Source organism: Alishewanella sp. WH16-1 (assembly GCF_001441695.1).
Lineage (GTDB): Bacteria > Pseudomonadota > Gammaproteobacteria > Enterobacterales > Alteromonadaceae > Alishewanella > Alishewanella agri.
The window spans coordinates 1-26073 of the sequence record NZ_LCWL01000122.1 but is presented as its reverse complement, the minus strand read 5'-3'; the positions used below and the strand labels follow the sequence as shown (position 1 = coordinate 26073).

Here is a 26073-nt window from a genome sequence, read left to right as displayed (position 1 = left end):
GGAATTATTCAGCTTGTCCAGGTTTGGTCATTGGTGCTGTTACAGCTTGCCGTGCGAATGCCGAGCCCGCAGGGCGGGCCGAGGATTGCACCGCCGGGCGCTCTTCTGCACTGGCGGCAGAGATGACGATCTCTTGCTGCTGCTCCGTTACCGCTTGCGGTTTAGTCATTTCAGCAACCACCATCTTACTGAAACGTCCGCCGGCGGCCGTTGTTGCAGCAGCAGTCGCTACCGGGGCCGCAGCTTTTGCTACAACAGATTCAGTTACAGAAGTCGTCGCAACTGCCTCAACAACTGCTGCTGTTTCTGGCTCAGGCTCAGCTGGTGCTACTGCAACAACCGGCTCCGGCTCTGGCAAGGCGAGGCTTTGCTGCGCCGGGCTGTCCGAAACGACTTCAGGGTGCTGTATTGTAACCGCTGTTGTTTCATCGTCACTTTCAGCGCGGGAATCGTTTACATCAGGTGTTGACTCGTTGTCAGCTACCGCCTCAACCTTAGCAGGGCGACGACGGCTACGGCTACGCGCAGGTTTTTCATCCTCAACACTATCTGCGATGGTGTTTTCACCTTCAGCAGTGACCACAGCGGCAGTAGTAACAGTTTGTTGCGATTCCGTTGCTGTTGTTGCCGGGGCTTCAGCTGGCGCAGCCAGAACATCCGCATTGGATTGTTCGGCTGTCTCAGTAGCGCTGTCTGCAACGCTTTCGTCATCAGTTGTGGCATCGGCAGACTGCTCTTTGCGACGCTTCTGGCCCGCTGCACGCAGATGGCGTGGTGAACGACGGCTGCGGCTGCGTGGCTCAGATGCTTCTGCAGCTTGTTCAGCTGAGGTGTCTTTGTTTTGCTCTGATTCCGCAGTTTGCACTTCGGCGCTGTCTGCCTCGATAGCGCTGTGCTCTGTCGCAATAGTGCTGGCTATTGGCGCAGCCTCAGTCGTCACTACCACTGGCGTTGCGGGGCTGACATCCGCAGGCGTTTCGTCCTTAGTGACTACCGGCAATACCGTGTCAGCTGCGGCTTCGGCCTTAGCGATACGCACTGAACGTTGTAACTGACGCCGAGCGCGACGCTCAGCGGCAGCGGCGCGGCTATTTGGCTCGTCTGCTTCCTCACGTTCTACCTTATCAACCTTAGCTTCAGCCGGTGCTTTGCGGGCCTCTTGCTGCCGTGGCTGGCGTTCCTGTTGTTTCGGACGCTCCTGGCGCTCCGGACGACTGGCCGGGCTTGCTTTTTCTTCGCTTACCTTGTCCTGTGCTTTATCCGCAACTTTCTCAACCTGATCGCGACGCTTGTTGTTACGATTATTGCGTCTTCTGCTATCACCACGCTCACCACGTTGTTCCGGACGAGCGGCTGGTTTTTCTTTCGGCTTATCCGCCGGTTTTTCCGTTGCCGGTGCCGCAAATAAACCCGATAACCAGGTCGCTAAACGGCTGAATAAACTTGGTGTGCTGGCCACAGGGGCTGCAACGTCGGCAACAACAGCTTTCGGTTGTGGTGCCGGCGCAGCATTTTGCGCCATACTCAGCGCTGAAACTGCCGGTTTTTCTTTTATTGCATCCGCAGCAGGCTGGTACAACTTAGAGGTGTGCTCTGGCACCTTGGTCAGGTTATAACTGACATCTTCGATCTCTTCATCGATGCGGATGCGGATCACTTCGTAGTTTGGTGTTTCCAGATGCTCATTCGGGATCACGTACACCTGGACGCCATTGCGCTGCTCGATGCGACGTACGCCTTCGCGTTTTTCGTTCATCAGATAAGTAGCAACGGATACTGGCACCTGTGCCTGTACCTGGCTGGTGTTATCTTTAATCGCTTCTTCTTCGATTAAACGTAAAATTGACAGGGCAGAGGACTCAACGCTGCGGATAGTGCCACGGCCATGACAACGCGGACAGACATGACCGGCTGACTCACCCAGTGACGGACGTAAACGCTGCCGTGACATTTCCAGCAGACCAAAACGCGAAATCCGGCCAATTTGTACCCGGGCACGGTCTTGCTTCACAGCGTCTTTTAAGCGGTTTTCCACTTCACGCTGATGCCGTACCGGCGTCATATCGATAAAGTCGATCACGATCAGACCGCCCAAGTCACGTAAGCGCAGTTGGCGGGCGATTTCATCGGCCGCTTCCAGGTTGGTATTAAAGGCGGTTTCCTCGATATCGCCACCTTTAGTGGCTTTAGAGGAGTTAATATCAATCGCAGTTAAGGCTTCGGTACTGTCGATCACGATAGAGCCGCCAGAGGGTAAACGCACTTCACGACGGAAGGCAGTTTCGATCTGGTTTTCAATTTGATAGTGCATAAACAGCGGCACTTCACCCTGATACATCTTGACGCGGTGCGCGAAGTCCGGGCGGAACTGTTGGATATAAACCTTGGCTTCTTCGAAAATCTTCTGGCTGTCGATCAGGATCTCGCCAACATCGCGGCGCAGATAATCACGAATCGCACGGAATACTACATTGCTTTCCTGATGGATCAGGAAAGGGGCGGCACGTTTCTGCGCTTCCTCAGTAATGGCCGACCAGTGTTTCAGCAGGGCTTTTAAGTCGTAATCCAGCTCTTCGTAGGATTTACCGACGCCAGCGGTACGCACAATCAGACCCATGCCATCCGGCATTTCCAGCTGGCCTAAGGAATCTTTTAATTCCTGACGCTCATCGCCTTCAATACGACGAGAAATACCACCGGCGCGTGGGTTGTTTGGCATTAGTACCAGGTAAGAACCGGCCAGGCTGATAAAGGTGGTCAGTGCCGCGCCTTTTTGGCCCCGTTCTTCTTTATCGATCTGAATAATGACTTCCTGACCTTCTTTGACCACTTCTTTGATGTTTGGACGACCATCGAAGCTGTAACCGGCTGGGAAGTATTCGCGGGAGATTTCTTTTAGCGGCAGGAAACCGTGGCGGTCTGCACCATAGTCTACGAAGGCAGCTTCTAAACTCGGCTCGACCCGGGTGATTTTACCTTTGTAAATATTGGCTTTCTTTTGTTCATGGCCTGGGCTTTCAATGTCCAGGTCATAAAGTTTCTGGCCATCGACCAGGGCTACGCGGATTTCTTCTTCCTGCGTGGCATTAATTAACATTCTTTTCATTGTATGGTGACTCTATTGCGAAGCCACAACACAACAACCGGGCACCTGAGTGTCAGCTGTTATCAAACACGGAAGGGTGCAGTCTCACGACTGGGTGCTTGAGGGAACCTAATTTTACGTTTTACAACTCCGCTGCCGGCTAAACAGCGCCTGGCAGCGAGGTTTTCGTTATGCTTTCTGACACACAGCGCCTGCAGGCGTTGTGTTCTGACTAATCTTTACTGTTGTTGCCCGGTGACCGGACTTTGTGGTTTGCCGTTATTGGTAACAAATTACTCAACATTACCTCAGGCAAGTGGCAGTGGATTAACGCCGGGGTTATAAAAAACATTGGTTTTCACCACGATTTCGGTATGATCACATCCCCTGACGGTGCCGCACAAATTCTCTTATGTCACTTTGAGCGCCCTAATTGCCGTATTTCGGCACAATTAGCGGGCTGATTATCCCACTAATCTGCTGCGGTTAGCAACTTAATTGTAATTTTAGCTGAGTATTTTGCAAAGATGACCGATGAAATAAAATTGCCAGTACAAATGATTGAAATTGAAGATGATTTCATCGGTCAGCGCATAGACAACTTTTTAATCGCCCGGCTGCGCGGTGTACCAAAAAGTGTGATTTATCGCGTTTTGCGCAAAGGTGAGGTGCGGGTGAATAAAAAACGCATCAAACCTGAGTATAAATTAGAGCAGGGTGATGTGGTGCGGGTGCCACCGTTAACCGTTGCCAGCGAACCCGATGCGGTATCGGTGAAACTGAGTCTGGTCAAAGATCTTGAGCAGCATATTTTGTATGAAGATAAAGATTTGATCGTACTGAATAAACCCTCTGGCATGGCGGTGCATGGTGGCAGTGGTTTACAGTTTGGTGTAATAGAAGCGCTGCGGGCGCTGCGCCCGGATGCTAAGCATCTGGAATTGGTGCACCGGTTGGATCGCGATACCTCGGGCTGTTTGTTGATCGCAAAAAAACGCTCAGTTTTAACGCATTTACACGAGCAGCTACGCAATAAAACGGTAGAGAAAAAATACTGGGCGCTGGTCGCCGGCGATTGGGATAACAAAGTACGCAAGGTCACAGAGCCGCTGCGTAAAAATACGCTGCAGTCCGGTGAGCGGGTTGTCAAAGTGGATGCTGCGGAAGGCAAGCCATCGGAAACCCGGTTTCGGATTTTGCAGCGCTATCAGGAAGGCACCCTGGTTGAAGCCTTTCCGGTTACCGGCCGTACCCATCAGATCCGGGTTCATACCGCCTGTAAAGGCCATCCGATTGCCTGTGATGACAAATACGGTGATAACCAGTTTAGCCAGCAGATGCAGCAAATTGGACTTAACCGGCTGTTTTTACATGCCTTTAGCTTAAGCTTTATCCATCCGATCAGCGAGACCACGATGCGCTTTGAAGCGCCACTGGATCCGAAATTAAGCCAGACTCTGGAACGGTTAAACCGTAAGTAACAAGTTGAGTCGTCGTAACGACGTGGAGTAGTGATGTCAGCAGTAAAACTGGTTATTTTCGATTGGGACGGTACCGTGATGGACTCGGTCGGACGTATCGTGTCTTCAATGCGTGCCGCCGCAGCCTTAACCGCATTAGAGGTTCCCAGCCATGATGCGGTAAAACAAATTATTGGCCTGAGTCTGGATCCGGCCTTTGACCAGCTGTTTCCGACCGCCGATAAAGCCCAGCGGCAGCAGATATTTGAACATTACCGCGATCAATATGTGCTGCATGACACCACGCCTACTCCCTTGTTTGCAGGTGCTGAGGCAACGTTAAAGCAGCTGGCTGAGCAGAATATCCTGCTGGCTGTGGCAACCGGTAAGGCGCGCAAAGGGCTGGATCGGATGTTTGCCGAAACCGGGCTGGCACCATACTTTGCCACCAGCCGCTGTGCCGATGAAGCGCAGTCAAAGCCGCATCCGGATATGCTGCAGCAAATTATCACTGAACTCGGTGTTAATGCGGAACAGGCTATTATGGTCGGCGATACCAGTCATGACTTAAAGATGGCACAGGCGATTAATATGCCAAGGGTAGGGGTAAGCCATGGCGCCCATCCGGTATCGGTGTTGGCGCAATATCAGCCGCTGGCGATTATTGACCATTTACCCGAGTTAACCTCACTCGTGGTGCAGTAACAGGTTTAAGCCTTCATCACGTAACATCGCCAGCAGCCTGAGCAGTGGTAAGCCAATCAGGCTGTTAGGGTCATCACCTTGCAGTTTGTCAAACAGGGCGATGCCCAGCCCCTCGCTTTTAAAGCTGCCGGCGCAGTCCAGTGGCATTTCCCGCGCCACATAATGGCTAATCTCGGCATCGCTCAGCTCACGGAAATGCACCACAAAAGGCTCAATCACTTGCTGCACCTTGCCGGTTGCTGCATTCACCACGGCCAGCCCGGTTAAAAACGTCACTGCCTGACCGCTAAACCGTCTGAGCTGGGCTTCAGCATTAGCTACAGTATGTGGCTTACCAAGTATTTCCCCCTGAAATACCGCCACCTGATCCGACCCTATCACTAAACCGGCACTTAGCGTCGCGGCTACAGCCATGGCTTTAGCGAGCGCCAGCCGGTTAACCAGAGCTTCTGCTGTTTCGTCAGGTAAAGGGCTTTCATCGACCTCGGGTTTAACGCAGCTAAACTGCGTAGTCAGCTTTTGCAGCAAGGCCCGCCGGTAAACAGAGGTCGAGGCCAGATAGAGTGCCGGATGCTGCTGGGTAGTCATTTTTCATCCTTAGGGTGATTTCGCGCTATGATTCAGGGTGCGGCCGCACTATAATGCCAAGCCGCGCTATTCGCCAGAAAGCTGCGAGAAATATGTTAAAAAACCTGCAGAACCCTTTGACACTCTGGGACTGCTTCTATATGATGCGCGCCTTATGCAAAAAGTGAAAATACCTGTTACGCTGGATCCGGTAAAGGCAGCGCAAAAGCGGTCGGACTACGAAGGCATTATAGTGCTGAATACCTTAAGCCGACTGTCTGAGAGTTTGCTGAGTAACGACGGCGATGTAACAGTCAGAATTGAATGCGGAACTGACCAGCAGGGACTGACTGTACTACAGGGTACAGCGACTTGTCTGGTAAGTGTAAAGTGTGAGCGATGTGGCGAAGCGATGCCGCTAACACTAGACTGCAGTTTTGCATATACTCCGGTTAACGGAGATGATGACGCGGCTTTGGAGTTGATTCCTGAGCGCTACGACGTGATCGAACGAAATGAGCACGGCGAAATTAATTTACGGCAGTTGATTGAAGACGAGTTAATCCTGACGCTTCCGCTGTTCCCGATGCATGCCCCTGAAGATTGTTCAGTCAAACCAGAGAGCATGAGTTTCGGTGATATCGGACCTGAACCGGAAAAGCCTAACCCGTTTGCAGTGCTGCAAGAATTGAAAAAAAAGTGATTTAGGAGAAATACAATGGCTGTTCAGCAAAACAAAAAATCTCGTGCACGTCGTGACATGCGTCGTTCACACGATGCTTTAACTGGCCCAACGCTGTCAGTTGACTCAACTTCAGGTGAGACGCATCGCCGTCACCACATTACTGCCGACGGTTTCTATAAAGGCCGTAAGGTAAAGTAAGTCCGGACCTTTGTCCTGACGGTCTTTACTGGTAGTAAAGTGCAGCCGCTAAAGCCATCTCTGGCTTTAGATATGATGGGGGGCGACTTCGGCCCCCGATCTACTATACCTGCCGCCCTGGCAGCGTTAACAGAATTCCCTGAGCTTGAATTAACCTTCTGTGGCGATAAGCCGCTGTTAAAGCGTTTGTTAGCCGAATCTGGCGTCAATGCGCATCCGCGAATCCACTTCGTTCACAGTGACGATCAGGTTTCAATGGCCGATAAGCCTTCTTTGGCGTTACGTACCAAACGCGACTCTTCCATGCGCCATGCGCTTGATTTGGTTGAGCAGGGGGCAGTACATGCCTGTGTCTCTGCCGGTAATACCGGTGCCTTGATTGCCATGGCGCACTATGTACTGAAAATGCTCAATGGCGTCGAGCGCCCGGCGCTGGTCAGCGCTTTACCCAGCTGTAATGGCAAGCCAGTGTATATGCTGGATTTAGGCGCTACAGTAAATGCAGATGCCGACACCTTATTTCAATTTGCCGTCATGGGCGCGGTGATGGCTGAAGAAGTCATTGGAATCCGGGCGCCACGCGTGGCACTGCTAAATATGGGCGAAGAAGAGATCAAAGGCTCAGATCAGATCAAACGTGCCTCGCAGTTGTTACAGGAATGTCGCGACCTGAATTATATCGGCTATATCGAAGGTAATGATATTTTTTCCGGTAAAGCGGATGTGATTGTCTGCGATGGCTTTGTCGGCAATGTGGCGCTAAAAACCTGTGAAGGGGTGGCGAAACTGATCCTGAAACGGGCGCAGCAGGGCGTGAAGCAGCGGCCTTTTGCTGCTTTATTAAGCTGGCTGTGTAAACCTGCTTTAAAAAGTCTTTATCAGGGGGTGAACCCCGACCAGTATAATGGTGCAAGTCTGATAGGATTGCGCGGTATTGTAGTGAAAAGTCATGGAAATGCGACGAAAGACGCATTTTTAAGTGCCATCCGACAAGCGGTGTGCGAGGTTCAACGCCAGGTACCTGCAAAAATAAAAGATCGGCTGGAACAGGTTCTGATAGATAAAGCATAGGCCAGCATGTACTCAAGAATTATTGGTACCGGAAGTTATTTTCCGGCAACAGTTCGCACTAATGCGGACTTAGAGTCTATGGTGGAAACCACAGACGAATGGATTATCGAGCGCACGGGCATTAAAGAGCGGCGCATTATCGGTAAAGACGAAAGTGTGGCAACCATGGGCGCTGCGGCGGCCCGCAAAGCGTTGGAAGCGGCTAACGTCGATAAAGACAGCGTTGATATGATTATCTGCGCCACCACCAGCGCCTCGCGCGCCTTACCCAGCGCCGCCTGTGAAATCCAACGCGAGTTGGAAATCCCGGCTATTCCGGCGTTTGATATTGCTGCCGCTTGTGCCGGCTTTTGTTACGCGCTAAGTATTGCTGATCAATATATTAAAACCGGTCTGGCGAAGCGCATCCTGGTGATTGGCTCAGACTGCCTGTCACAGCTGATCAGCCCGGAAGATCGTTCTATGGTGATCCTGTTTGGTGATGCGGCTGGTGCCGTGTTACTGGAAGCGTCAGAACAGCCAGGTATCCTATCAACTCATATTCATGCCGACGGTAAATATTCAGAATTACTCTATGTTGATAACCCTATTCGCGGTGACGAAGCCTCGGTGCATAACTCCTGGGGTAGTATGAAGGGGAATGATGTCTTTAAAGTTGCCGTGACTAAGCTGTCTGAAGTGGTTGAGCAAACTCTGGCTGCTAACCAGATGGATAAATCGCAAATCGACTGGCTGGTGCCGCATCAGGCTAACTTACGGATTATTGCTGCCGTAGCGCGTAAGCTGGATATGTCGATGGATCAGGTGGTGATTAACCTGGACCGTTATGGCAATACCTCAGCTGCGACCGTACCGACTGCACTAGACGAGGCGGTGCGTGATGGCCGTATTCAGCGTGGTCAAACCTTGTTATTAGAAGCCTTTGGCGGCGGTTTCGCCTGGGCTTCGGCACTGGTTCGCTACTAAGCTTTTATTTCAATGAAAATTCTTAATTCCAATGCAGGCACCTTTTAACAGGGTATAACGATGACGAAAAAACTTGCAATTGTCTTTCCTGGTCAGGGTTCACAGAGTGTTGGCATGTTAGCCGATCTGTATCAAACTTATCCGCTGGTACAGGATACGTTTAACGAATCTTCAGCAGCGCTGGGTTATGATTTATGGGCACTGATTGCGAATGGCCCGGAAGAGCAGCTGAATGAAACCCAGCGGACCCAGCCGGCATTATTAACGGCTTCCGTTGCCGTCTGGCGTGTATGGCAGCAACAAGGCGGCGCGACACCCGCTTATTTTGCCGGCCACTCGTTAGGAGAATACTCAGCACTGGTTTGTGCGGGCGTATTGTCACTGGCCGATGCGGTAAAACTGGTGGAAAAGCGTGGCCAGTATATGCAACAGGCAGTACCAGCCGGAACCGGCGCCATGGCGGCGATTATTGGTCTGGATGATGCAGCTATCGCCAAAGCCTGTGCCGACGCGGCTCAGGGTGAAGTTGTGGCGCCGGTTAACTATAACTCACCAGGTCAGGTGGTGATTGCCGGTCATAAAGCGGCAGTGGAGCGGGCCGGTGAGGCTTGTAAAGCCGCCGGTGCCAAACGTGCACTGCCGTTGCCAGTAAGCGTACCGTCACACTGTGCACTGATGCGCCCGGCGGCTGACCAGTTAGCGACCGATCTGGCTGCACTAAACTTTCAACAACCGGCTATCCCGGTAGTCAATAACGTTGACGTACAAATTGCCAGCAACGGTGATGCGATTAAAGATGCGTTGATTCGTCAGCTATATAGCCCGGTGCGCTGGACTGAAACCATTGAATATTTCGCCGCCCAGGGCGTAACCGAAGTACTGGAGCTGGGTGCAGGTAAAGTATTAAGCGGCCTGATCAAGCGGATTAACAAAGAGCTGAATACCAGTTCGATTACAGATAGCGCCGCGCTGAGCGCAGCCCTGACAACAGAATAAGGTAACAAGATGACGCCATTTATTTCATTAGAAGGTAAGGTCGCGCTGGTAACAGGTGCCAGCCGTGGTATTGGTAAAGCTATTGCTGAGCAACTGGCAGCCCTGGGTGCCAAAGTGGTCGGTACCGCGACCAGCGAAAAAGGCGCTGCAGCTATTTCGGATTATCTGGGTGCCAATGGTAAAGGTCTGGTGTTGAACGTAACGGATGCCGATTCTGTTGAGCAATGTCTGGCACAGATTAAAGAAAGCTTTGGTGAGATCGATATTCTGGTAAATAATGCCGGTATTACCCGCGATAATCTGCTGATGCGGATGAAAGATGAAGAATGGTTTGATATTATGCAGACCAATTTAACGTCGGTGTATCGCCTGAGCAAGGCGGTACTACGTAGCATGATGAAAAAGCGTTTTGGCCGTATTATTACCATTGGTTCTGTTGTAGGTTCAATGGGCAATGCCGGGCAAACCAACTACGCCGCGGCGAAAGCCGGTGTGTTGGGCTTTACTAAATCCCTGGCACGCGAAGTGGCATCTCGCGGTATTACCGTCAATGCGATTGCACCGGGTTTTATTGATACCGATATGACGAAAGAGTTGTCGGACGAGCAAAAAGAAGCTATTTTCTCGCAAGTCCCTGCAAATCGTTTAGGGCAGCCAGAAGAAATTGCGGCGACAGTGGCATTTCTGGCGTCCACGCAGGCAGCCTATATTACCGGTGAAACAGTTCACGTTAACGGCGGTATGTATATGGTGTAAGCAAATCAGGTTTGACCAGCAAAAAATGCCGAGTGCATTGCTTGCATCAACCCCTGCTTACGCATAAACTAGCGCCAAACCAAATTGCACGATTTGTTGCGATTTAGATGAGAAAAAGGAAGAAAAGATGAGCAACATCGAAGAACGCGTTAAAAAAATTATTATTGAACAGCTGGGCGTAAAAGAAGAAGAAGTGAAGAACGAAGCTTCTTTCGTTGACGACCTGGGTGCAGACTCACTGGATACAGTTGAGCTGGTAATGGCGCTGGAAGAAGAATTCGATACTGAAATTCCAGACGAAGAAGCAGAGAAAATCACCACGGTGCAATCAGCCATTGATTACATCAAAGCCCACGCTGAATAAGCCGAAAGCTTGAGAAACGGGTAGCGAGGCTACCCGTTTTCATTTTAAGAATCAGAAAAACAGGTATTTACGGAGGACACGGTGGCAAAACGTCGTGTAGTGGTAACAGGTTTAGGCATGTTGACGCCGCTGGGCAATGATGTGACCAGCAGCTGGCAGGGATTGCAGCAGGCAAAAAGCGGCATTAGCCTGATTGAGCACTTTGATACCAGTGCTTATACAACTAAATTTGCCGGCTTAGTCAAAGACTTTGATGTAGAGCCGTATTTTCCGGCAAAAGACGCTAAGAAAATGGATTTGTTTATCCAGTACGGCGTCGCTGCTGCGATGCAGGCCTTTCGTGACTCTGGCCTGGAAATCAACGAAGTGAATGCACACCGTATCGGTGCCGCTATCGGCTCTGGTATTGGCGGTTTAGGTTTAATTGAAGAAAACCATACCAAGCTGATGAATAGTGGCCCGAAGCGGTTATCGCCATTCTTTGTGCCATCAACCATTATCAATATGATTGCTGGTCAGCTGTCGATTATGCTGGGCTTAAAGGGCCCGAATATCAGTATCGTCACTGCCTGTACTACAGGTGTACACAATATTGGTCAGGCGGCGCGGATGATTGCTTATGGCGATGCTGATGCCATGGTCGCCGGTGGTGCTGAAAAAGCCTCAACTGAGCTCGGTATGGGCGGTTTTGGTGCAGCCCGAGCCTTATCAACCCGTAACGATGCCCCGCAACAAGCCAGCCGGCCCTGGGATAAAGACCGTGATGGCTTTGTACTGGGCGATGGTGCTGGTGTGATGGTGCTGGAAGAATATGAGCATGCCAAGGCGCGTGGTGCGAAAATTTACGCTGAGCTGGTTGGTTTTGGCATGAGCGGTGATGCTTACCATATGACCTCGCCTCCGGAGAACGGCGATGGCGCTGCCCGGGCGATGAAAAATGCACTGAATGACGCCCAGGTTAACCCGGAGCAAGTGCAGTATATCAATGCTCACGGCACCTCAACGCCGGCTGGTGATATCGCGGAAACCATGGCGATTAAAACCGTATTTGCCAACAACCTGGATAAACTGATGGTGAGTTCATCGAAATCGATGATTGGTCACCTGTTAGGTGCTGCCGGTTCAGTAGAATCTATTATCACCGTGCTGTCGCTGCAGGATCAGCTGGTGACACCAACCATTAACCTGGATAACCCAAGCGAAGGTTGTGACCTGGACTATGTGCCGCATCAGGCGCGTCAGGCGAAGCTGGAGTACGCGCTGTGTAATTCCTTTGGTTTTGGTGGTACTAACGGTTCGATTTTGTTTAAAAAAGTTTAAACTAAGCCAGCGTTAACCGAAAAAACCGCAGTTTGTTACTGCGGTTTTTTTATGCAGCTAAAACCACTTAAACGCGCTTTGCTTTGCAAGGCGGCAGCCTTAAGGCATACTGAGCCCAACCTTGTGCAAAGCGGTCGCAAATTTTAGTAAAGAACAGATATGGCTGATTTTATTCTGATTGATTCGCCTGTTACTGCCGCAGTCGCCGGTGGTTGTCGCGCTTTACAATATGGCGATGGTCTTTTTACCACGATGCGGGTCTGTAACGGGGAAATTGCGCTCTGGCCATTACATTTGGCGCGTTTGCAGGTCAGTGCTAAGCGGCTCGGATTCGCTGAACCAGACTGGCAACAGCTGGCAACCTGGTTACAGGCGCAAGCGCAACGCCAATCTGAAGACTGTGTATTTAAATTGCTAATCTCCCGGGGTATTGGTGGCCGCGGTTATGCACCGGATCCGCAGGTGCAAGTGAGTTGTTATCTGTATCAGGCACCGCTACCGGACTATACCGCGCTTAGAGCGAAAGGTTTAAAGGTTGGGGTAGCAACCTTGCGACTGGCCCGGCAACCGGTATTAGCCGGTTTAAAACACTGTAACCGGTTGGAACAGGTGATGCTGAAACAGCAGCTGGCTGTTACAACACTGGATGATTTTATTGTTGCCGATACTAACGACTTGGTGGTTGAGGGCACGGCTGCAAATTTGTTTTATCAGTTAGCTGGGCGCTGGTATACACCGCCGCTGGATGCTTGTGGCGTGGCTGGGGTAATGCGCAAACATATCATGTCGCAACTACCGCAGATTGCTGAGCGCGAGCTGCCGCTGCAGGAGTTACCGGCAGTAACGGCGATGTTTTTTACTAATGCATTGCTGGGAATAGCCGCAGTGCGTGAATTGACAGACCGCACGCTGGATCTGAGCGCCGTACGGTCAATACAACAACAGGTACTATGTTAAGACGTCTATCTTATTGGTTACCGGTGCTGCTGGTGTTTTTACTGGTCGCTGGTAACAGTTACTGGCAGCAGGTACAACAACGACTGCTGGCGATGCCTATTCAGTTTACGGACGAGCTGTTTGAGCTGCGCGCTGGCGCATCGGCGCGTCAACTCTGTGAGCTGTGGCAACAACAGCAACAATTGAGTGCCTGGCAGTGTCAGCAACTTAAATTCTACTTGCGCCAACATCCAGAGCAGGCGCAATTGCAGCAGGGGTTATACCGGGTAAGCTCGCCAATGTCGCTGTCGCAGGTCCTGGCATTATTTCGCTCTGGTCGGGTTGCTCAGTTTAGTGTCACCCTGATTGAAGGCGAAACTCTGGTACAAAGCTGGCAACGTTTTGCACAGTTACCTTATTTACAACAGGATCTGACGCAAATCGCGGAATTACAGCAGCTGTTACGCTGGCCGGCTGAGTGGGGCGAATTAGCGCCGATGCCAGAGCTGGCGCAACAAATGGAAGGGCTGTTTTTTCCGGATACCTATTTTTATACTGCCAATAGCAAAGCCAGCAGTATTTGGTTGCGTGCTCACCTGGCATTACTAACGCAGCTGGAGCAAGCCTGGCAACAGCGACAGCCCGATTTGCCGCTACAAAACCCTTATCAGTTATTGACGCTGGCCTCGATTATCGAAAAAGAAAGCGGTTTGCAAGCCGAACGCGGTTTGGTCAGTTCGGTATTTGTTAACCGCTTAAATACCGGGATGCGACTGCAAACCGATCCGACAGTGATCTATGGCGTAGCAGATTATAATGGCCGCATTACTCGCGCCCATTTACGCGATCCGCATCCTTACAACACCTACCGGCATCATGGTTTACCGCCAGGGCCGATTTCACTGGTTAGTTTAAGTGCGCTAAAAGCGGCAGCCGCACCTGAGCAGAGCGATTACTACTACTTTGTCAGCCGCGGTGATGGTTCTCACGTGTTTTCACAAACATTGGAGCAGCATAACAGCGCAGTACGAAAATATATTCTTGGACAAAATAATGAGCAGTAACGGCAAATTTATCGTTATCGAAGGGCTGGAAGGGGCAGGTAAAAGTACTGCTATTGCCACCGTAAAACAGTACCTGGAAAGCCGCGGCCATCAGGTGGTTTGTACCCGGGAGCCGGGCGGTACACCACTGGCAGAGCAGTTACGGTCTTTGGTTAAACAAGCCGATCTGCAAGAGAAGGTTGCGCCGGAAACCGAGCTACTGTTGATGTACGCCTCACGGGTGCAGCTGTTAACTAATGTGATCCGGCCGGCGCTTGCTGCGGGTAACTGGGTACTGGCTGACCGCCATGATCTGTCGTCACGGGCTTATCAAGGCGGCGGCCGGCAGCTCGGTGACAGCTTGTTGGATACGCTGCGTACAGCGGTACTGGGCGACACGCGACCCGATCTGACCTTATATCTGGATATCGATCCGGCGCAGGGTTTGGCCCGCGCGGCCAGCCGCGGTGAGTTAGATCGGATAGAGCAGGAGCAACTGAGTTTTTTTCAGCGTACCCGCGCCAAATATCTGGAGATCGCCGCCAAGGAACCCAACATCATGGTGATTGATGCCGGGCAGCCACTGATCCAGGTGCAGCAGGCGCTGCGGCAATCGTTACAGGCGGCAGGAGTCTGAGATGGCGCTGCTGAATAGCCAGGCCTATCCATGGTTAAACGACAGTTTGCAGCAGTTGTCACAGTTGTATCGTCAACAACGACTGGCGCATGCCTTATTATTTAATGGCCCGGAAGGCATTGGTAAACTTGAGCTAGGGCATATGCTGGCGGCGTTAGTGTTGTGTAAAACGCCGGCGGCTGCAACGGCTTGTGGCCAGTGTAAGAGCTGCCTGTTACTGGCAGCCGGTAATCATGCCGATCTGTTGTTGTTACAGCCGGAAAACGCCAGTCTGGGTGTGGATGAAATTCGCCGTTTAACGGATTTTACTCAGGGTAAAGCACAACAAAGCGGTAATAAAGTGGTGTTATTGCGCCATGCTGAGCGGCTAACCGAAGCGGCAGCCAACGCCTTGTTAAAAACGCTGGAGGAACCACCGCAGGGCTGTTTCTTAATCCTCTGTACTGCACAGGCGCAGCGCCTTAAGCCGACAATTTTAAGCCGTTGTCAGCGCTGGGATCTGGCGCCTCTTAGCGCTTCGCAACTAAGCGATTATTTGCGAACACAGCTGCAGGGTCCTGTTCCGGATTTTATTGTCAGCTTTAGCGGTGGAGCACCGTTAAAAGCGATCAGTCTGTTACAAAGTAGCGAACTGGAGACACTGCAGCAACTTATCACGCAATTGCAGCAGTTTATCCGCAGCACTGAACCGTTAGCACCGCTGCTAAAACAACTGGAAGGACGCAGTGATCTGACCTTACTGCTAAGCTATGTATTGCGTGAACAAATAGTGACGATGCCGATGTTAGCACCAGCGCAGATGCAGGGGTTGCAACAAAGCTTGTTCCGCTTCTGTCGTGACGAGCAACAGATTTTAGGGCAGAATAAAGCGCTGGCGCTAAGTGCGCTGTTAACGGAGTGGCGGGCTTTACTCAGAGCCGGTCGGCCGGGACGCGATTAGGAGGCAAAATGGAAGAGTTAGCACTGGGTTTTACTGATACCAAAGAGCTGTATCGTTGCTATATGCCGTTTATGAAAAACGGTGGTCTGTTTATTCGCTCGGCCCGGCATTACCGAATGGGGCAGTCGCTGGCGCTAAGTGTAACCTTGCCCGATGCCCTGGAGCCGGTGCTGGTTACCGGTAAGGTTGCCTGGGTCTCGCCACTGGGTGCCCAAAGCTCGAATCCGGCGGGGATTGGCGTCGCCTTTATTGATGATAAGCATAATCTGAGTAGTCGGATTGAAAAGTTACTGGGTGGTATGCTGCATAGCAATGAACCCACCTATACCATGTAGTTATTGCCGGTAGCGCCTTGCCGCTCCGGTTTTTGTCTGAGGTTGTTTTGTTTGTAGATTCACATTGTCATTTAGATCGGCTGGAGCTGGATAAACTCGGGCTTTCGTTGGAGCAGGTGCTGAACAACGCTACACAGCGTAATATTGAACACCTACTGTGTGTTAGCGTATCGTTGGCAGAATATCCGGCAATGGCTGAGCTGGTAAAACCGTACGCGCAAGTGTCGGTATCTTGTGGTGAACACCCTTTGCATCAGAGTGATAGTGTTGACGTCGACTTGTTAGCCCGCTTGGCAGCGCAGCCAGAGGTAGTGGCGGTAGGCGAAACTGGTCTGGATTATTTTTATAACCCGGACAGCAAGCTCAGCCAGCAAGACGGCTTTGTTAAACATATCAGTGTCGCCCGGCAATTAAACAAGCCATTGATTATCCATACCCGGGATGCACGCGCCGATACCATTAATTTAATGAAAACGCACCAGGCTGGCGATGCTGGTGGCGTATTGCATTGCTTTACTGAAAACTATGAGATGGCAAAGGCGGCGCTGGATCTGGGTTTTTATATTTCTATCTCCGGCATTATGACATTTCGTAACGCAACCGAGCTACGCGAGGTAGTAAAAAAGCTGCCTTTAGACCGGCTATTAATTGAAACCGATGCGCCTTATCTGGCGCCGGTACCGCATCGCGGTAAAACCAATCAACCGGCTTATGTGACTGACGTTGCCGCGGCCATGGCTGAGGTTAAGGTAGTAACTTTAGAGCAGCTGGCGCGGCAAACAACGGCAAACTTCTATCAGTTGTTTACGTTAGCCGCGGCAAAACGACAGGCTGCATAAAATATTCGGCCGTAACCCCGTAGATAAAAGAAGCCCGGAACCAATCCAAATTGTTCCGGGCTTAGGGGAATGGCTCATAGGGAATGAGCCGTGCGCTATCGAGAAGAAGTTACCTAAAGTAAAATCAAGTGTAGCTAAGCTGCGCTAATTTTCATGTTCCTTAAGTTGCGAAAAGTTATTTACCCAATCTTTTCATTGTTCAACTTATGCCCAAGTTATCCCCAGCTTATGCCGGCAATTATGCACAGCGACTGAATTTGACCTGTAATAGGGTCAGATATTGTTATCATTATGTAAGCTAAAAATCTGGCTTTATATTCTAAAAAAATCTAAAAATTCATCACAAGCTGAATCGACTCCGGTACTAGCTACTGTCTCTGACTCCGGTATGCTTGTCGTACCGGAGTCCTTAAGCATTAATATGTACTTTAGTCTGATTGTCGACAATCCTGCCGATTTTAACTTGACACTGGCGTTAAATAAGCCTAAAACTTACCCATTCTTTGTTTATGTCGACAATCAGCTATGAATCCTGCTTTGCAACGCCCCGCTGTAACCGCTGCTGATCGTGTACTGCAAGAGCTGTTGCGCGCCATTGTGGCCGGTGAAATTGCGCCGGGCTCTAAGATCAGCGAACCGGAGCTGGCGAAACGCTTTGATCTTAGCCGCGCGCCGCTGCGTGAAGCCTTAGCAAGGTTAGAGCGTTGCCACTTACTGGAACGCACGCCGAATGCCGGGGCACGGGTAGTGAAATTGTCGACAGAAAATTTGTTATCGCTGTATCAACTGCGTGAAGAATTAGAGGGCTTAGCCTGTCGGTTAGCGGCCTCACAAATGAGCGATGCCGAAATTCGTGAGATGCAGGATTTGTTAGATCAGCACCTTAGCTCGCAGCGGGTGCGTGAGGGTGAGAGTTATTACCAGGAAGCCGGCGATCTGGATTTTCATTACCGTATTATTCTTGGCAGTAAAAACCCGTATTTAATCAATATTCTAACCGACGAGCTGTATCACCTGATGCGGATGTACCGGGTGCAGCTTGGCATGAATGGCCCGCGCGTATCGCGGGCATTTGACGAACATAAGGCTATTATTAATGCCATTGCCAATCGCGATGGTGAACTGGCCGACTTATTGATGCGCCGGCATATCGCTGCCTCCAGGCGCAATATCGAACATAAACTGTCTGAACTAGAGCAACAGGGGAACTAAGATGAGCAATTTAACCGCCGGCCAGAAATTCCGTGCCGCCATTACCGCCAATTCGCCACTGCAAATCGTCGGCACCATTAATGCCTACACCGCGATGATGGCCGAGCGTACCGGACATCAGGCGCTTTACCTGTCTGGTGCTGGCGTAGCCAATGCCTCTTTTGGTTTACCTGATTTAGGCATGACGTCGTTAAATGATGTCTGTGAAGATATCCGCCGTATTACTGGCGCCACCAGCCTGCCACTGTTAGTGGATGCCGATACCGGTTGGGGTGGGGCTTTTAATATTGCCCGCACGGTAAAAGAAATGACCCGTGCCGGCGCAGCGGGCTTTCATATTGAAGATCAGGTGGCGCAAAAGCGTTGTGGTCATCGCCCGAATAAAGAAATTGTCAGCCTCGATGAAATGGTCGACCGCGTTAAAGCCAGTGTTGATGCCCGTACTGACGAGAGCTTCTTTATTATGGCGCGCACTGATGCGTTAGCCCAGCAAGGTTTAGATGCGGCCATTGAGCGAGCCATTGCCTGTCAGGACGCCGGTGCCGATGCCATTTTTGCTGAGGCGGTGCATACGCTGGAACAATATAAAGCCTTTACCTCAGCGTTAAAGGTGCCGGTACTGGCCAATATCACTGAGTTCGGTCAAACCCCACTGTATAACAAAGCTGAGCTGGCTAGCGTGGGTGTGGCGATGGTGCTGTATCCGTTAAGTGCCTTCCGTGCCATGAACAAGGCCGCACTCAATGTGTATCAGTCGATTCTGGCAAACGGCGATCAGAAAGCCGTGGTAGACAGCATGCAAACCCGCGCTGAGCTGTACGACTTTTTAAATTACCACAGCTTCGAACAAAAACTGGATCAGCTGTTTAGCAGCAAAAAATCTTAAGATAACTATTTTACATTTTTAATTATTACTTTTAGCCAAAATCCTTGCCGCTGCAGCAAGGCAGCAAGTGAGTGAATCCTCGGGAGCATAGTCTACTATGTGACCGTGGTTCGCGAACGCAGCTAACACCGCTGCAGTGACAAGGATGAAGGCTAAACAGAACAGGAGCAACAAAACCATGTCAACAGGTAAAGTACTCTCAGGCGCAGGTTTGCGCGGCCAGGTAGCAGGTAAAACCGCCTTATCAACAGTAGGTAAGACCGGTTCAGGCTTAACCTATCGGGGCTATGATGTAAAAGATTTAGCCGCCAACTGTACCTTTGAAGAAGTGGCGCACTTAATTTTAAAAGGCGAATTGCCAAATAGTGCTGAACTTGCCGCTTATAAAGCCAAATTAAAAAGCCTGCGGACATTGCCTCAGGCATTAAAAGATGTGTTAGAGCGGATCCCGGCCAATGCCCATCCGATGGACGTGATGCGTACCGGTTGCTCAATGCTGGGTAATCTGGAAATGGAAGATAGCTTTGCCCAGCAGCAGGACGTGACCGACCGGATGCTGGCGATTTTCCCAGGGCTGGTTAACTACTGGTATAACTATAGCCACCATGGCAAGCGCGTAAACGTGGAAACCGACGCTGATTCTATTGCCGAACAATTCCTCTGGACCTTGCACGATAAAAAGCCAGAAGCTTTACACGTCGAAGTAATGCAAGCCTCGCTGATTTTGTACGCTGAGCATGAATTTAACGCCTCCACCTTTACTGCCCGGGTGTGCGCCTCGACGCTAAGCGATATGCACTCCTGTATTACCGGCGCTATCGGCTCACTGCGCGGCCCATTGCATGGCGGTGCGAACGAAGCGGCGATGGAGCTGATTGAGAAAATGGCCAATCCGGATGATGCCGAGCAAAAACTGCTGGGCATGCTGGAGCGCAAAGAAAAGATTATGGGTTTTGGTCATGCCATTTACTCAGAGTCGGATCCGCGTAATGCTGTGATCAAAGAGTGGTCAGAAAAACTGGCCAAAGCCAATGGCAATACCAAGCTGTACGATGTGTCCGTTCGTTGTGAAGCGGTGATGTGGCGTGAAAAAAAACTGTTCTGTAACGCCGATTTCTTCCATGCCTCGGCCTATAACTATATGGGTATTCCCACCAAGCTGTTTACGCCGATTTTCGTGTGCAGCCGCTTAACCGGTTGGGCTGCGCATGTGATGGAGCAGCGCGCCGATAACCGTATTATCCGGCCAAGTGCGGATTATGTGGGTGTTGAGCCACGTACTGTGAAACCTATTGAATCAAGATAGAGTTTAGGTACCCGAGCATCGGATTGCTCTAAGCCAAGTCTTGAAGGCATGGTGCCTGACAAATGCGTTTGGAACGCATTTGGGCAGGCACTGGCCCGCAAGGGTGAACGTCAGGATGACATTCACAATGAAGCCTACAGGGATGTATTCACGGCGGCTTGGCGTGAGCAATCCGGTTCGACGTTGCACGCCTGACTCTGAATCCAAAGTGCTATGCAGATAGAGACCAACCATGAATAGCCAATACCGCAAAAATTTACCAGGTACCCAGCTCGACTACTTTGACGCCCGCGAAGCGGTAGACGCCATTGAGCCGGGTGCTTATGCCAAACTCCCATACACCTCGCGCGTGCATGCCGAAAACCTGGTACGCCGCTGCGATCCGGCGCTATTGCCAGATGCGTTAAAACAGCTGATTTACCGCAAGCGCGATATCGATTTTCCGTGGTTTCCGGCCCGTGTGGTCTGCCACGATATTTTAGGCCAAACCGCACTGGTTGATTTAGCCGGTTTGCGTGATGCCATCGCGGAAAAGGGTGGTGATCCGGCCAAAGTGAACCCGGTGGTGCCAACGCAGCTGATTGTTGACCACTCATTAGCCGTAGAACATGCCGGTTTTGAAAAAGACGCCTTTGAGAAAAACCGCGCCATTGAAGACAGACGTAACGACGATCGCTTCCACTTTATTAACTGGACCAAGAAAGCCTTTAAAAATGTGGATGTGATCCCGCCGGGTAACGGCATTATGCATCAGATTAACTTAGAGCGGATGTCGCCGGTGATCCATGCCAAAGATGGCGTGGCGTTTCCGGATACCTTAGTGGGTACCGATAGCCATACGCCGCATGTGGATGCTTTAGGTGTAATCGCCATTGGCGTCGGTGGTTTAGAGGCCGAAAGCGTAATGCTGGGCCGCGCCAGCTGGATGCGGCTGCCGGATATTATCGGCGTAGAGCTAACCGGCAAAGCGCAATCAGGTATTATGGCAACCGATATTGTACTGGCGCTGACCGAGTTTTTGCGTAAAGAAAAAGTGGTATCAAGCTATTTAGAATTCTTTGGCGAAGGTGCCGACAGCCTGAGTTTAGGTGACCGGGCTACCATTTCTAATATGACACCAGAATACGGTGCCACTGCAGCGATGTTCTCTATCGATCAGCAAACGCTGGATTATTTAACCCTGACAGGCCGCGAGAGCGCACAGGTGAAACTGGTAGAAACCTATGCCAAAGCCGCTGGTCTGTGGAGCGAAAGTTTAAAAACCGCTGAATATGAGCGCGTATTACGCTTTGATTTATCCAGCGTTGGCCGCACCATGGCTGGCCCATCGAACCCGCATGCCCGCTTATCGACCAGCGATTTAGCCGCGAAAGGCATTGCCGGTAAGTATGAAATTGAAGAGGGCAAGATGCCGGATGGCGCGGTGATTATCGCGGCCATTACCAGCTGTACCAATACCTCTAACCCGCGCAATGTTATTGCCGCAGGTTTGCTGGCGCGTAATGCCAATAAGCTGGGATTAAGCCGCAAGCCATGGGTGAAAACCTCGCTGGCGCCCGGCTCCAAAGCGGTGCAACTGTATCTGGAAGAGGGTGGTTTGCTGCCCGAGCTGGAGCAACTGGGCTTTGGCATTGTCGCCTTTGCGTGTACTACCTGTAATGGTATGAGCGGCGCGCTGGATCCGGTGATTCAGCAGGAAATTATTGACCGTGATCTGTACGCCACAGCAGTGTTATCGGGTAACCGTAACTTTGATGGCCGAATTCATCCTTATGCTAAGCAGGCGTTTTTAGCATCACCTGCGTTGGTTGTCGCCTATGCGATTGCCGGTACTATCCGCTTTGATATCGAAAAAGATGTACTGGGCTACCATAACGGTAAAGCCATTACCTTAAAAGATATCTGGCCAAGCGATGCCGAAATTGATGCCGTAGTAGCACAAAGCGTAAAACCAGAGCAATTCCGCAAAGTGTACGAGCCGATGTTTGCGCTAAGTGTGGATTACGGTGAGCAAATTAGCCCGCTATATAACTGGCGACCACAAAGTACCTATATCCGCCGCCCACCATACTGGGAAGGCGCACTGGCCGGCGAACGGACTTTAAAAGGTATGCGACCGCTGGCGATTTTGCCGGATAATATTACCACTGACCATTTATCACCCTCGAATGCCATTTTGCTGGACAGTGCGGCCGGTGAATATCTGGCCAAAATGGGCTTACCGGAAGAAGACTTTAACTCTTATGCCACGCACCGCGGCGATCATTTAACGGCACAGCGCGCTACCTTTGCTAACCCCAAACTGTTTAACGAAATGGTGCTGGAAAACGGCAAGGTAAAACAAGGTTCGCTGGCGCGGGTTGAGCCGGAAGGCAAGGTAATGCGGATGTGGGAAGCGATTGAAACCTACATGGATCGCAAACAACCGCTGATTATTATTGCCGGTGCCGACTACGGCCAGGGTTCATCACGCGACTGGGCCGCCAAAGGTGTGCGCTTAGCGGGTGTGGAAGCCATTGTGGCTGAAGGTTTTGAGCGCATTCACCGTACCAACTTAATTGGGATGGGCGTATTACCGCTGGAGTTTAAGCCAGGCACCAACCGTAAAACCCTGCAGTTAGATGGTACTGAGACCTATGATGTGAAAGGCGCCCGCACACCACGTACCGATTTAACGCTGGTAATTAACCGCGCTAACGGTGAAGTAGTGGAAGTACCGGTCACCTGCCGTTTAGATACCGCCGAAGAAGTGTCGATTTATGAAGCCGGTGGTGTGCTGCAGCGCTTTGCGCAGGACTTTTTGCAAGGAGCGGTTTAATGAGCGTCGGTCAGATCAAAATTCCCGCTACCTATATGCGTGGCGGAACCTCGAAAGGCGTGTTCTTTAAGCTGACTGACTTACCCGCTGCTGCCCAGCAGCCGGGTAAGGCGCGGGATAACCTGCTGCTGCGGGTAATTGGCAGCCCGGATCCTTACGGTAAACATACGGATGGCATGGGCGGCGCGACCTCGAGCACCAGTAAAACGGTGATCTTAAGCAAAAGCAGCAAGCCCGAGCATGATGTTGATTATCTGTTTGGTCAGGTCGCTATCGATAAACCCTTTATTGATTGGAGTGGCAACTGCGGCAACTTAACTGCGGCGGTAGGCGCTTTTGCGATTAGTAATGGTTTGGTCGATGCCGCGCGGATCCCGCAAAATGGCCCGTGCACGGTGCGGATTTGGCAGGCTAATATTGGCAAAACCATTATTGCCCATGTGCCGATGACAAAGGGTGAGGTGCAGGAAACCGGTGACTTTGAGCTAGATGGGGTAACCTTTCCTGCGGCGGAAGTGCAAATTGAGTTTCTAGATCCTGCTGCCGATGAAGGCGAGGGCGGTGGTGCCATGTTCCCAACCGGCAATTTAGTGGATGATTTAGAGGTGCCAGGTATTGGTACCTTTAAAGCCACGCTAATTAATGCCGGCATTCCGACCATCTTTGTTAATGCCGCGGATATTGGCTACACCGGTACTGAACTGCAGGACGCGATAAATAGCGATGCGGCGGCGTTAGCGCGCTTTGAAACTATCCGCGCCTATGGCGCAGTAAAAATGGGTCTGATACAGGATATCAGCGAAGCGGCCGCCCGCGCCCACACACCAAAAATTGCTTTTGTCGCGCCGCCACAAAGTTATATGGCGTCCAGCGGTAAAACCGTTGCTGAGAGCGAAATTGATTTGCTGGTACGGGCCTTATCAATGGGTAAATTACACCATGCGATGATGGGCACGGCAGCGGTGGCCATTGGTACGGCCGCGGCAATACCCGGTACCCTGGTAAATTTAGCCGCCGGCGGTGGTGCCAGAGAAGCAGTACGCTTTGGCCATCCATCTGGTACCTTACGGGTTGGTGCCGCGGCCGCTGAAGTAGCTGGTCAATGGACGGTGACCAAAGCCATTATGAGCCGCAGCGCGCGGGTGCTGATGGAAGGCTGGGTAAGGGTGCCTGGCGATTGTTTTTAAGGGACGCTTTTAGTGGTTATCGATTTAACAGGGCGCTATCAGCGCTCTGTTTTTTGACAGAACTGAAAAGAGACACAGTAATGGTCACGGCCGGCAATACAACTGCAGTTGGCGCGGGAAATTGGTATCAAAAGCCCGGAGAAGATCAGGCTGGTGGTCGTTGATCAGGTCCCTTTCCCTTACGAAAACCTGCTACTAAAAACCGTGGGCGAAGCCGTGGGGTTTATCGGTGAAGGTATTATCAACAATGCCCAGGTGTTTGGTTATGCCATTTATGTGAGAAAAGGCTATCAGTTAACGACGCCTAAACTGGCGCATGAGTTGGTACATGTGCTGCAAATTGAACGTACCAGCTTGCAGCAGGTGATAACGCAGCATTTTAGTGATCTCGTCACCTATGGTTATGACAACTCGCCCTTGGAGGTTGAAGCCTTTCAGGCTAATGAGAAGTACCGTGATGTGTTATAGCGTTCAGGAGTTCGCGTCACAGCTTCGCTGTTGGTCGTTTTTTTCGGGCCGTTGACCCAGTAACAGGCAGTATCTTCTATAGTTAGATTATGCCTGCGTTAAGGTGCAACACCACTACCGACCAAACTTTGTAGCAATATCATGCAAACCAACCCGGTTGTACATTTTGAAATCTACGTCGACGATATGTCGCGGGCCAGAGCGTTTTATAACCTGATCGGACTGCATTCTATGCAATAGTTTGGTTTTACTATAACCAGTTGAAACCCACGCCAGGCACAGGCGCGGCTACGCAAAAGCAATCCAGCGCCCGGCGATAATAATGGCCAGCCAGAGCAGCAAGGAGCACGCCGCAGCCAACTTTAAACCCGAGCTAACCTGGCCACCGCTTTGTGCTTGCTGCCAGCTCTGGCTGTATTGCACCAGTAGTAGGTTAAGTAGTGCCAACGATAATAATGCGAGTTTCAGCAAAAACGCCGGGTTATGTAAATAGTGCTGTGGTTGTACACTAAATAATAGTAAACCGCTCGCTATCGCTAAGCCTAAGCCCAGACCCGCTATGCGGCTTAGCAAACTCAGAACTTCAGCCAGTGAGTTTTGTCTCAGCACACCTAAAAGTCGTAAATCCAGCAGAAGAATATTACCCAGCAGAATACCAATACCCACGATATGCAGACTGCTTAGCAGCGGATAAGCTAACTCTGAGTGACGAATGGCGCTGGCGAGCGCCGATTCCGCCAGGGTGCTGCTTAGCGACTGCAGCATTACTCGTCTTCGCGCACCAGTTGCGGATAAAAGGTATACACCTTGCCATTAATGGTGGCTCTTACTGCTTTAATAATGCGCTCGTCGCTTTTCGCTGAGCGATGTCCGCGGATCAACACGGTATCACCAACGGCGGCTTCACCCTCGACAAAGCCAGCATCGCGGGTTTGACGCGGATTACCTAATACCATTCCATCTTAAAGTTTGTTCAGTACAGCCCACTCTCTAGAGCACATCTTGATCACTCGATGGGTATCGCTGATAAAGCTGTTCCAAGCCTCGCTGCACGCTTCCACTATCGCTTCATAGTTTTCAAAACAACGGTTCGCTAAATGATGTTGGCGCAGCCAACTCCATACCTGCTCTATCGGGTTGAGCTCTGGCGAATACGGCGGCAGTTTTAAAATCGTCAGATTATCAAAATCGTCAGCAATATCATCCGTATGCCAACCCGCGCCATCCATGATCACAACAGCAAATCGGCCTTTTGCTGTTGCAGCAGAGAGCTGCGCTAAGTGCTTTTTCATC

At 51.1% G+C, this 26073-nt stretch carries 27 protein-coding genes; 22 read left to right on the top strand and 5 right to left on the bottom strand.

Annotated elements, in window-relative coordinates; genetic code table 11:
- Window positions 1–4: 4 nt before the first annotated feature.
- Window positions 5–3097, bottom strand: a complete 3093-nt coding sequence (rne, locus tag AAY72_RS12620; protein ID WP_057787923.1) for a ribonuclease E — start codon at window positions 3095–3097, stop codon at window positions 5–7.
- A gap of 515 nt (window positions 3098–3612) precedes the next feature.
- On the opposite strand from rne, the gene rluC reads away from it, so the two are divergent.
- Both rluC and AAY72_RS12610 read left to right on the top strand, forming a co-directional pair.
- Window positions 3613–4566, top strand: coding sequence for a 23S rRNA pseudouridine(955/2504/2580) synthase RluC (gene rluC / locus AAY72_RS12615; RefSeq protein ID WP_057787921.1), 954 nt, complete (start codon window positions 3613–3615; stop codon window positions 4564–4566).
- Between the two features lie 33 nt (window positions 4567–4599).
- Window positions 4600–5250 carry an HAD-IA family hydrolase gene (locus AAY72_RS12610; protein WP_057787919.1) on the top strand — a complete coding sequence of 217 codons (651 nt, stop codon included), beginning with the start codon at window positions 4600–4602 and terminating at the stop codon, window positions 5248–5250.
- Here AAY72_RS12610 and AAY72_RS12605 read toward each other — a convergent pair.
- The gene (locus tag AAY72_RS12605; protein ID WP_057787917.1) at window positions 5233–5838 is read right to left on the bottom strand and encodes a nucleoside triphosphate pyrophosphatase; all 606 of its coding nucleotides are present in this window, start codon (window positions 5836–5838) and stop codon (window positions 5233–5235) included. The two genes, AAY72_RS12610 and AAY72_RS12605, sit on opposite strands and share 18 nt — an antisense overlap.
- Window positions 5839–5992: 154 nt before the next feature.
- Here AAY72_RS12605 and yceD point away from each other — a divergent pair, with 154 nt between their 5' ends.
- The 20 genes from yceD to AAY72_RS12510 all read left to right on the top strand — a co-directional run bounded on the left by yceD (window position 5993) and on the right by AAY72_RS12510 (window position 24780).
- Window positions 5993–6520 (top strand): 23S rRNA accumulation protein YceD, encoded by a 528-nt coding sequence (yceD, locus tag AAY72_RS12600; protein ID WP_057788069.1) that lies wholly within the window; start codon window positions 5993–5995, stop codon window positions 6518–6520.
- A 15-nt stretch (window positions 6521–6535) separates the two neighbouring features.
- Window positions 6536–6700, top strand: a complete 165-nt coding sequence (gene rpmF / locus AAY72_RS16580) for a 50S ribosomal protein L32 (RefSeq protein ID WP_008951891.1) — start codon at window positions 6536–6538, stop codon at window positions 6698–6700.
- A gap of 39 nt (window positions 6701–6739) precedes the next feature.
- Window positions 6740–7771: a phosphate acyltransferase PlsX gene (gene plsX, locus AAY72_RS12595; protein ID WP_057787915.1), complete on the top strand. Its 1032-nt coding sequence runs from the start codon at window positions 6740–6742 to the stop codon at window positions 7769–7771.
- A gap of 6 nt (window positions 7772–7777) precedes the next feature.
- On the top strand, window positions 7778–8737 hold the full coding sequence (locus tag AAY72_RS12590; protein ID WP_057787912.1) for a beta-ketoacyl-ACP synthase III: 960 nt from the start codon (window positions 7778–7780) through the stop codon (window positions 8735–8737).
- Window positions 8738–8797: 60 nt separating this feature from the next.
- Window positions 8798–9733 carry an ACP S-malonyltransferase gene (gene fabD / locus AAY72_RS12585; protein ID WP_057787909.1) on the top strand — a complete coding sequence of 312 codons (936 nt, stop codon included), beginning with the start codon at window positions 8798–8800 and terminating at the stop codon, window positions 9731–9733.
- A 9-nt stretch (window positions 9734–9742) separates the two neighbouring features.
- A complete protein-coding gene (fabG, locus tag AAY72_RS12580; RefSeq protein ID WP_231728966.1) occupies window positions 9743–10489 on the top strand; it encodes a 3-oxoacyl-ACP reductase FabG in 747 nt (248 codons plus the stop codon).
- A gap of 127 nt (window positions 10490–10616) precedes the next feature.
- Window positions 10617–10853 carry an acyl carrier protein gene (gene acpP, locus AAY72_RS12575; RefSeq protein WP_008983680.1) on the top strand — a complete coding sequence of 79 codons (237 nt, stop codon included), beginning with the start codon at window positions 10617–10619 and terminating at the stop codon, window positions 10851–10853.
- A gap of 81 nt (window positions 10854–10934) precedes the next feature.
- Entirely contained in the window at window positions 10935–12173 is a 1239-nt protein-coding gene (gene fabF / locus AAY72_RS12570; RefSeq protein WP_057787907.1) for a beta-ketoacyl-ACP synthase II, read from the top strand.
- Window positions 12174–12332: 159 nt separating this feature from the next.
- Window positions 12333–13130 (top strand): aminodeoxychorismate lyase, encoded by a 798-nt coding sequence (gene pabC / locus AAY72_RS12565; RefSeq protein ID WP_057787905.1) that lies wholly within the window; start codon window positions 12333–12335, stop codon window positions 13128–13130.
- Entirely contained in the window at window positions 13124–14173 is a 1050-nt protein-coding gene (gene mltG, locus AAY72_RS12560; protein WP_057787903.1) for an endolytic transglycosylase MltG, read from the top strand. The genes pabC and mltG overlap by 7 nt, the downstream gene beginning before the upstream one ends.
- Window positions 14163–14789 carry a dTMP kinase gene (gene tmk, locus AAY72_RS12555; RefSeq protein WP_057787901.1) on the top strand — a complete coding sequence of 209 codons (627 nt, stop codon included), beginning with the start codon at window positions 14163–14165 and terminating at the stop codon, window positions 14787–14789. The genes mltG and tmk overlap by 11 nt, the downstream gene beginning before the upstream one ends.
- 1 nt (window position 14790) lies before the next feature.
- Entirely contained in the window at window positions 14791–15729 is a 939-nt protein-coding gene (gene holB, locus AAY72_RS12550) for a DNA polymerase III subunit delta' (protein ID WP_057787899.1), read from the top strand.
- Window positions 15730–15737: 8 nt separating this feature from the next.
- Entirely contained in the window at window positions 15738–16064 is a 327-nt protein-coding gene (locus tag AAY72_RS12545; RefSeq protein WP_008983674.1) for a PilZ domain-containing protein, read from the top strand.
- Window positions 16065–16111: 47 nt separating this feature from the next.
- Complete coding sequence (locus AAY72_RS12540) at window positions 16112–16903, top strand: TatD family hydrolase (RefSeq protein ID WP_057788067.1); 792 nt, start codon at window positions 16112–16114, stop codon at window positions 16901–16903.
- Between the two features lie 525 nt (window positions 16904–17428).
- Window positions 17429–18115 (top strand): GntR family transcriptional regulator, encoded by a 687-nt coding sequence (locus AAY72_RS12535; RefSeq protein ID WP_008983672.1) that lies wholly within the window; start codon window positions 17429–17431, stop codon window positions 18113–18115.
- 1 nt (window position 18116) lies between these two features.
- Window positions 18117–19001: a methylisocitrate lyase gene (prpB, locus tag AAY72_RS12530; protein ID WP_008983671.1), complete on the top strand. Its 885-nt coding sequence runs from the start codon at window positions 18117–18119 to the stop codon at window positions 18999–19001.
- Between the two features lie 178 nt (window positions 19002–19179).
- On the top strand, window positions 19180–20307 hold the full coding sequence (prpC, locus tag AAY72_RS12525; RefSeq protein WP_057787897.1) for a 2-methylcitrate synthase: 1128 nt from the start codon (window positions 19180–19182) through the stop codon (window positions 20305–20307).
- Between the two features lie 232 nt (window positions 20308–20539).
- Window positions 20540–23125, top strand: coding sequence for a Fe/S-dependent 2-methylisocitrate dehydratase AcnD (gene acnD / locus AAY72_RS12520; RefSeq protein WP_057787895.1), 2586 nt, complete (start codon window positions 20540–20542; stop codon window positions 23123–23125).
- On the top strand, window positions 23125–24312 hold the full coding sequence (gene prpF, locus AAY72_RS12515) for a 2-methylaconitate cis-trans isomerase PrpF (RefSeq protein ID WP_057787892.1): 1188 nt from the start codon (window positions 23125–23127) through the stop codon (window positions 24310–24312). Before acnD ends, prpF begins: the two co-directional genes overlap by 1 nt.
- 108 nt (window positions 24313–24420) lie before the next feature.
- On the top strand, window positions 24421–24780 hold the full coding sequence (locus AAY72_RS12510) for a hypothetical protein (protein ID WP_231728965.1): 360 nt from the start codon (window positions 24421–24423) through the stop codon (window positions 24778–24780).
- A gap of 288 nt (window positions 24781–25068) precedes the next feature.
- Here AAY72_RS12510 and AAY72_RS12505 read toward each other — a convergent pair whose 3' ends face one another.
- The 3 genes from AAY72_RS12505 to AAY72_RS12495 form a co-directional block, all read right to left on the bottom strand.
- Window positions 25069–25545: a DUF6644 family protein gene (locus tag AAY72_RS12505; protein WP_057787889.1), complete on the bottom strand. Its 477-nt coding sequence runs from the start codon at window positions 25543–25545 to the stop codon at window positions 25069–25071.
- On the bottom strand, window positions 25545–25736 hold the full coding sequence (locus tag AAY72_RS12500) for a hypothetical protein (protein WP_231728964.1): 192 nt from the start codon (window positions 25734–25736) through the stop codon (window positions 25545–25547). Before AAY72_RS12500 ends, AAY72_RS12505 begins: the two co-directional genes overlap by 1 nt.
- Window positions 25737–25742: 6 nt before the next feature.
- On the bottom strand, window positions 25743–26073 hold a 331-nt coding region (locus AAY72_RS12495), incomplete at its 5' end, for a transposase (RefSeq protein WP_231728963.1).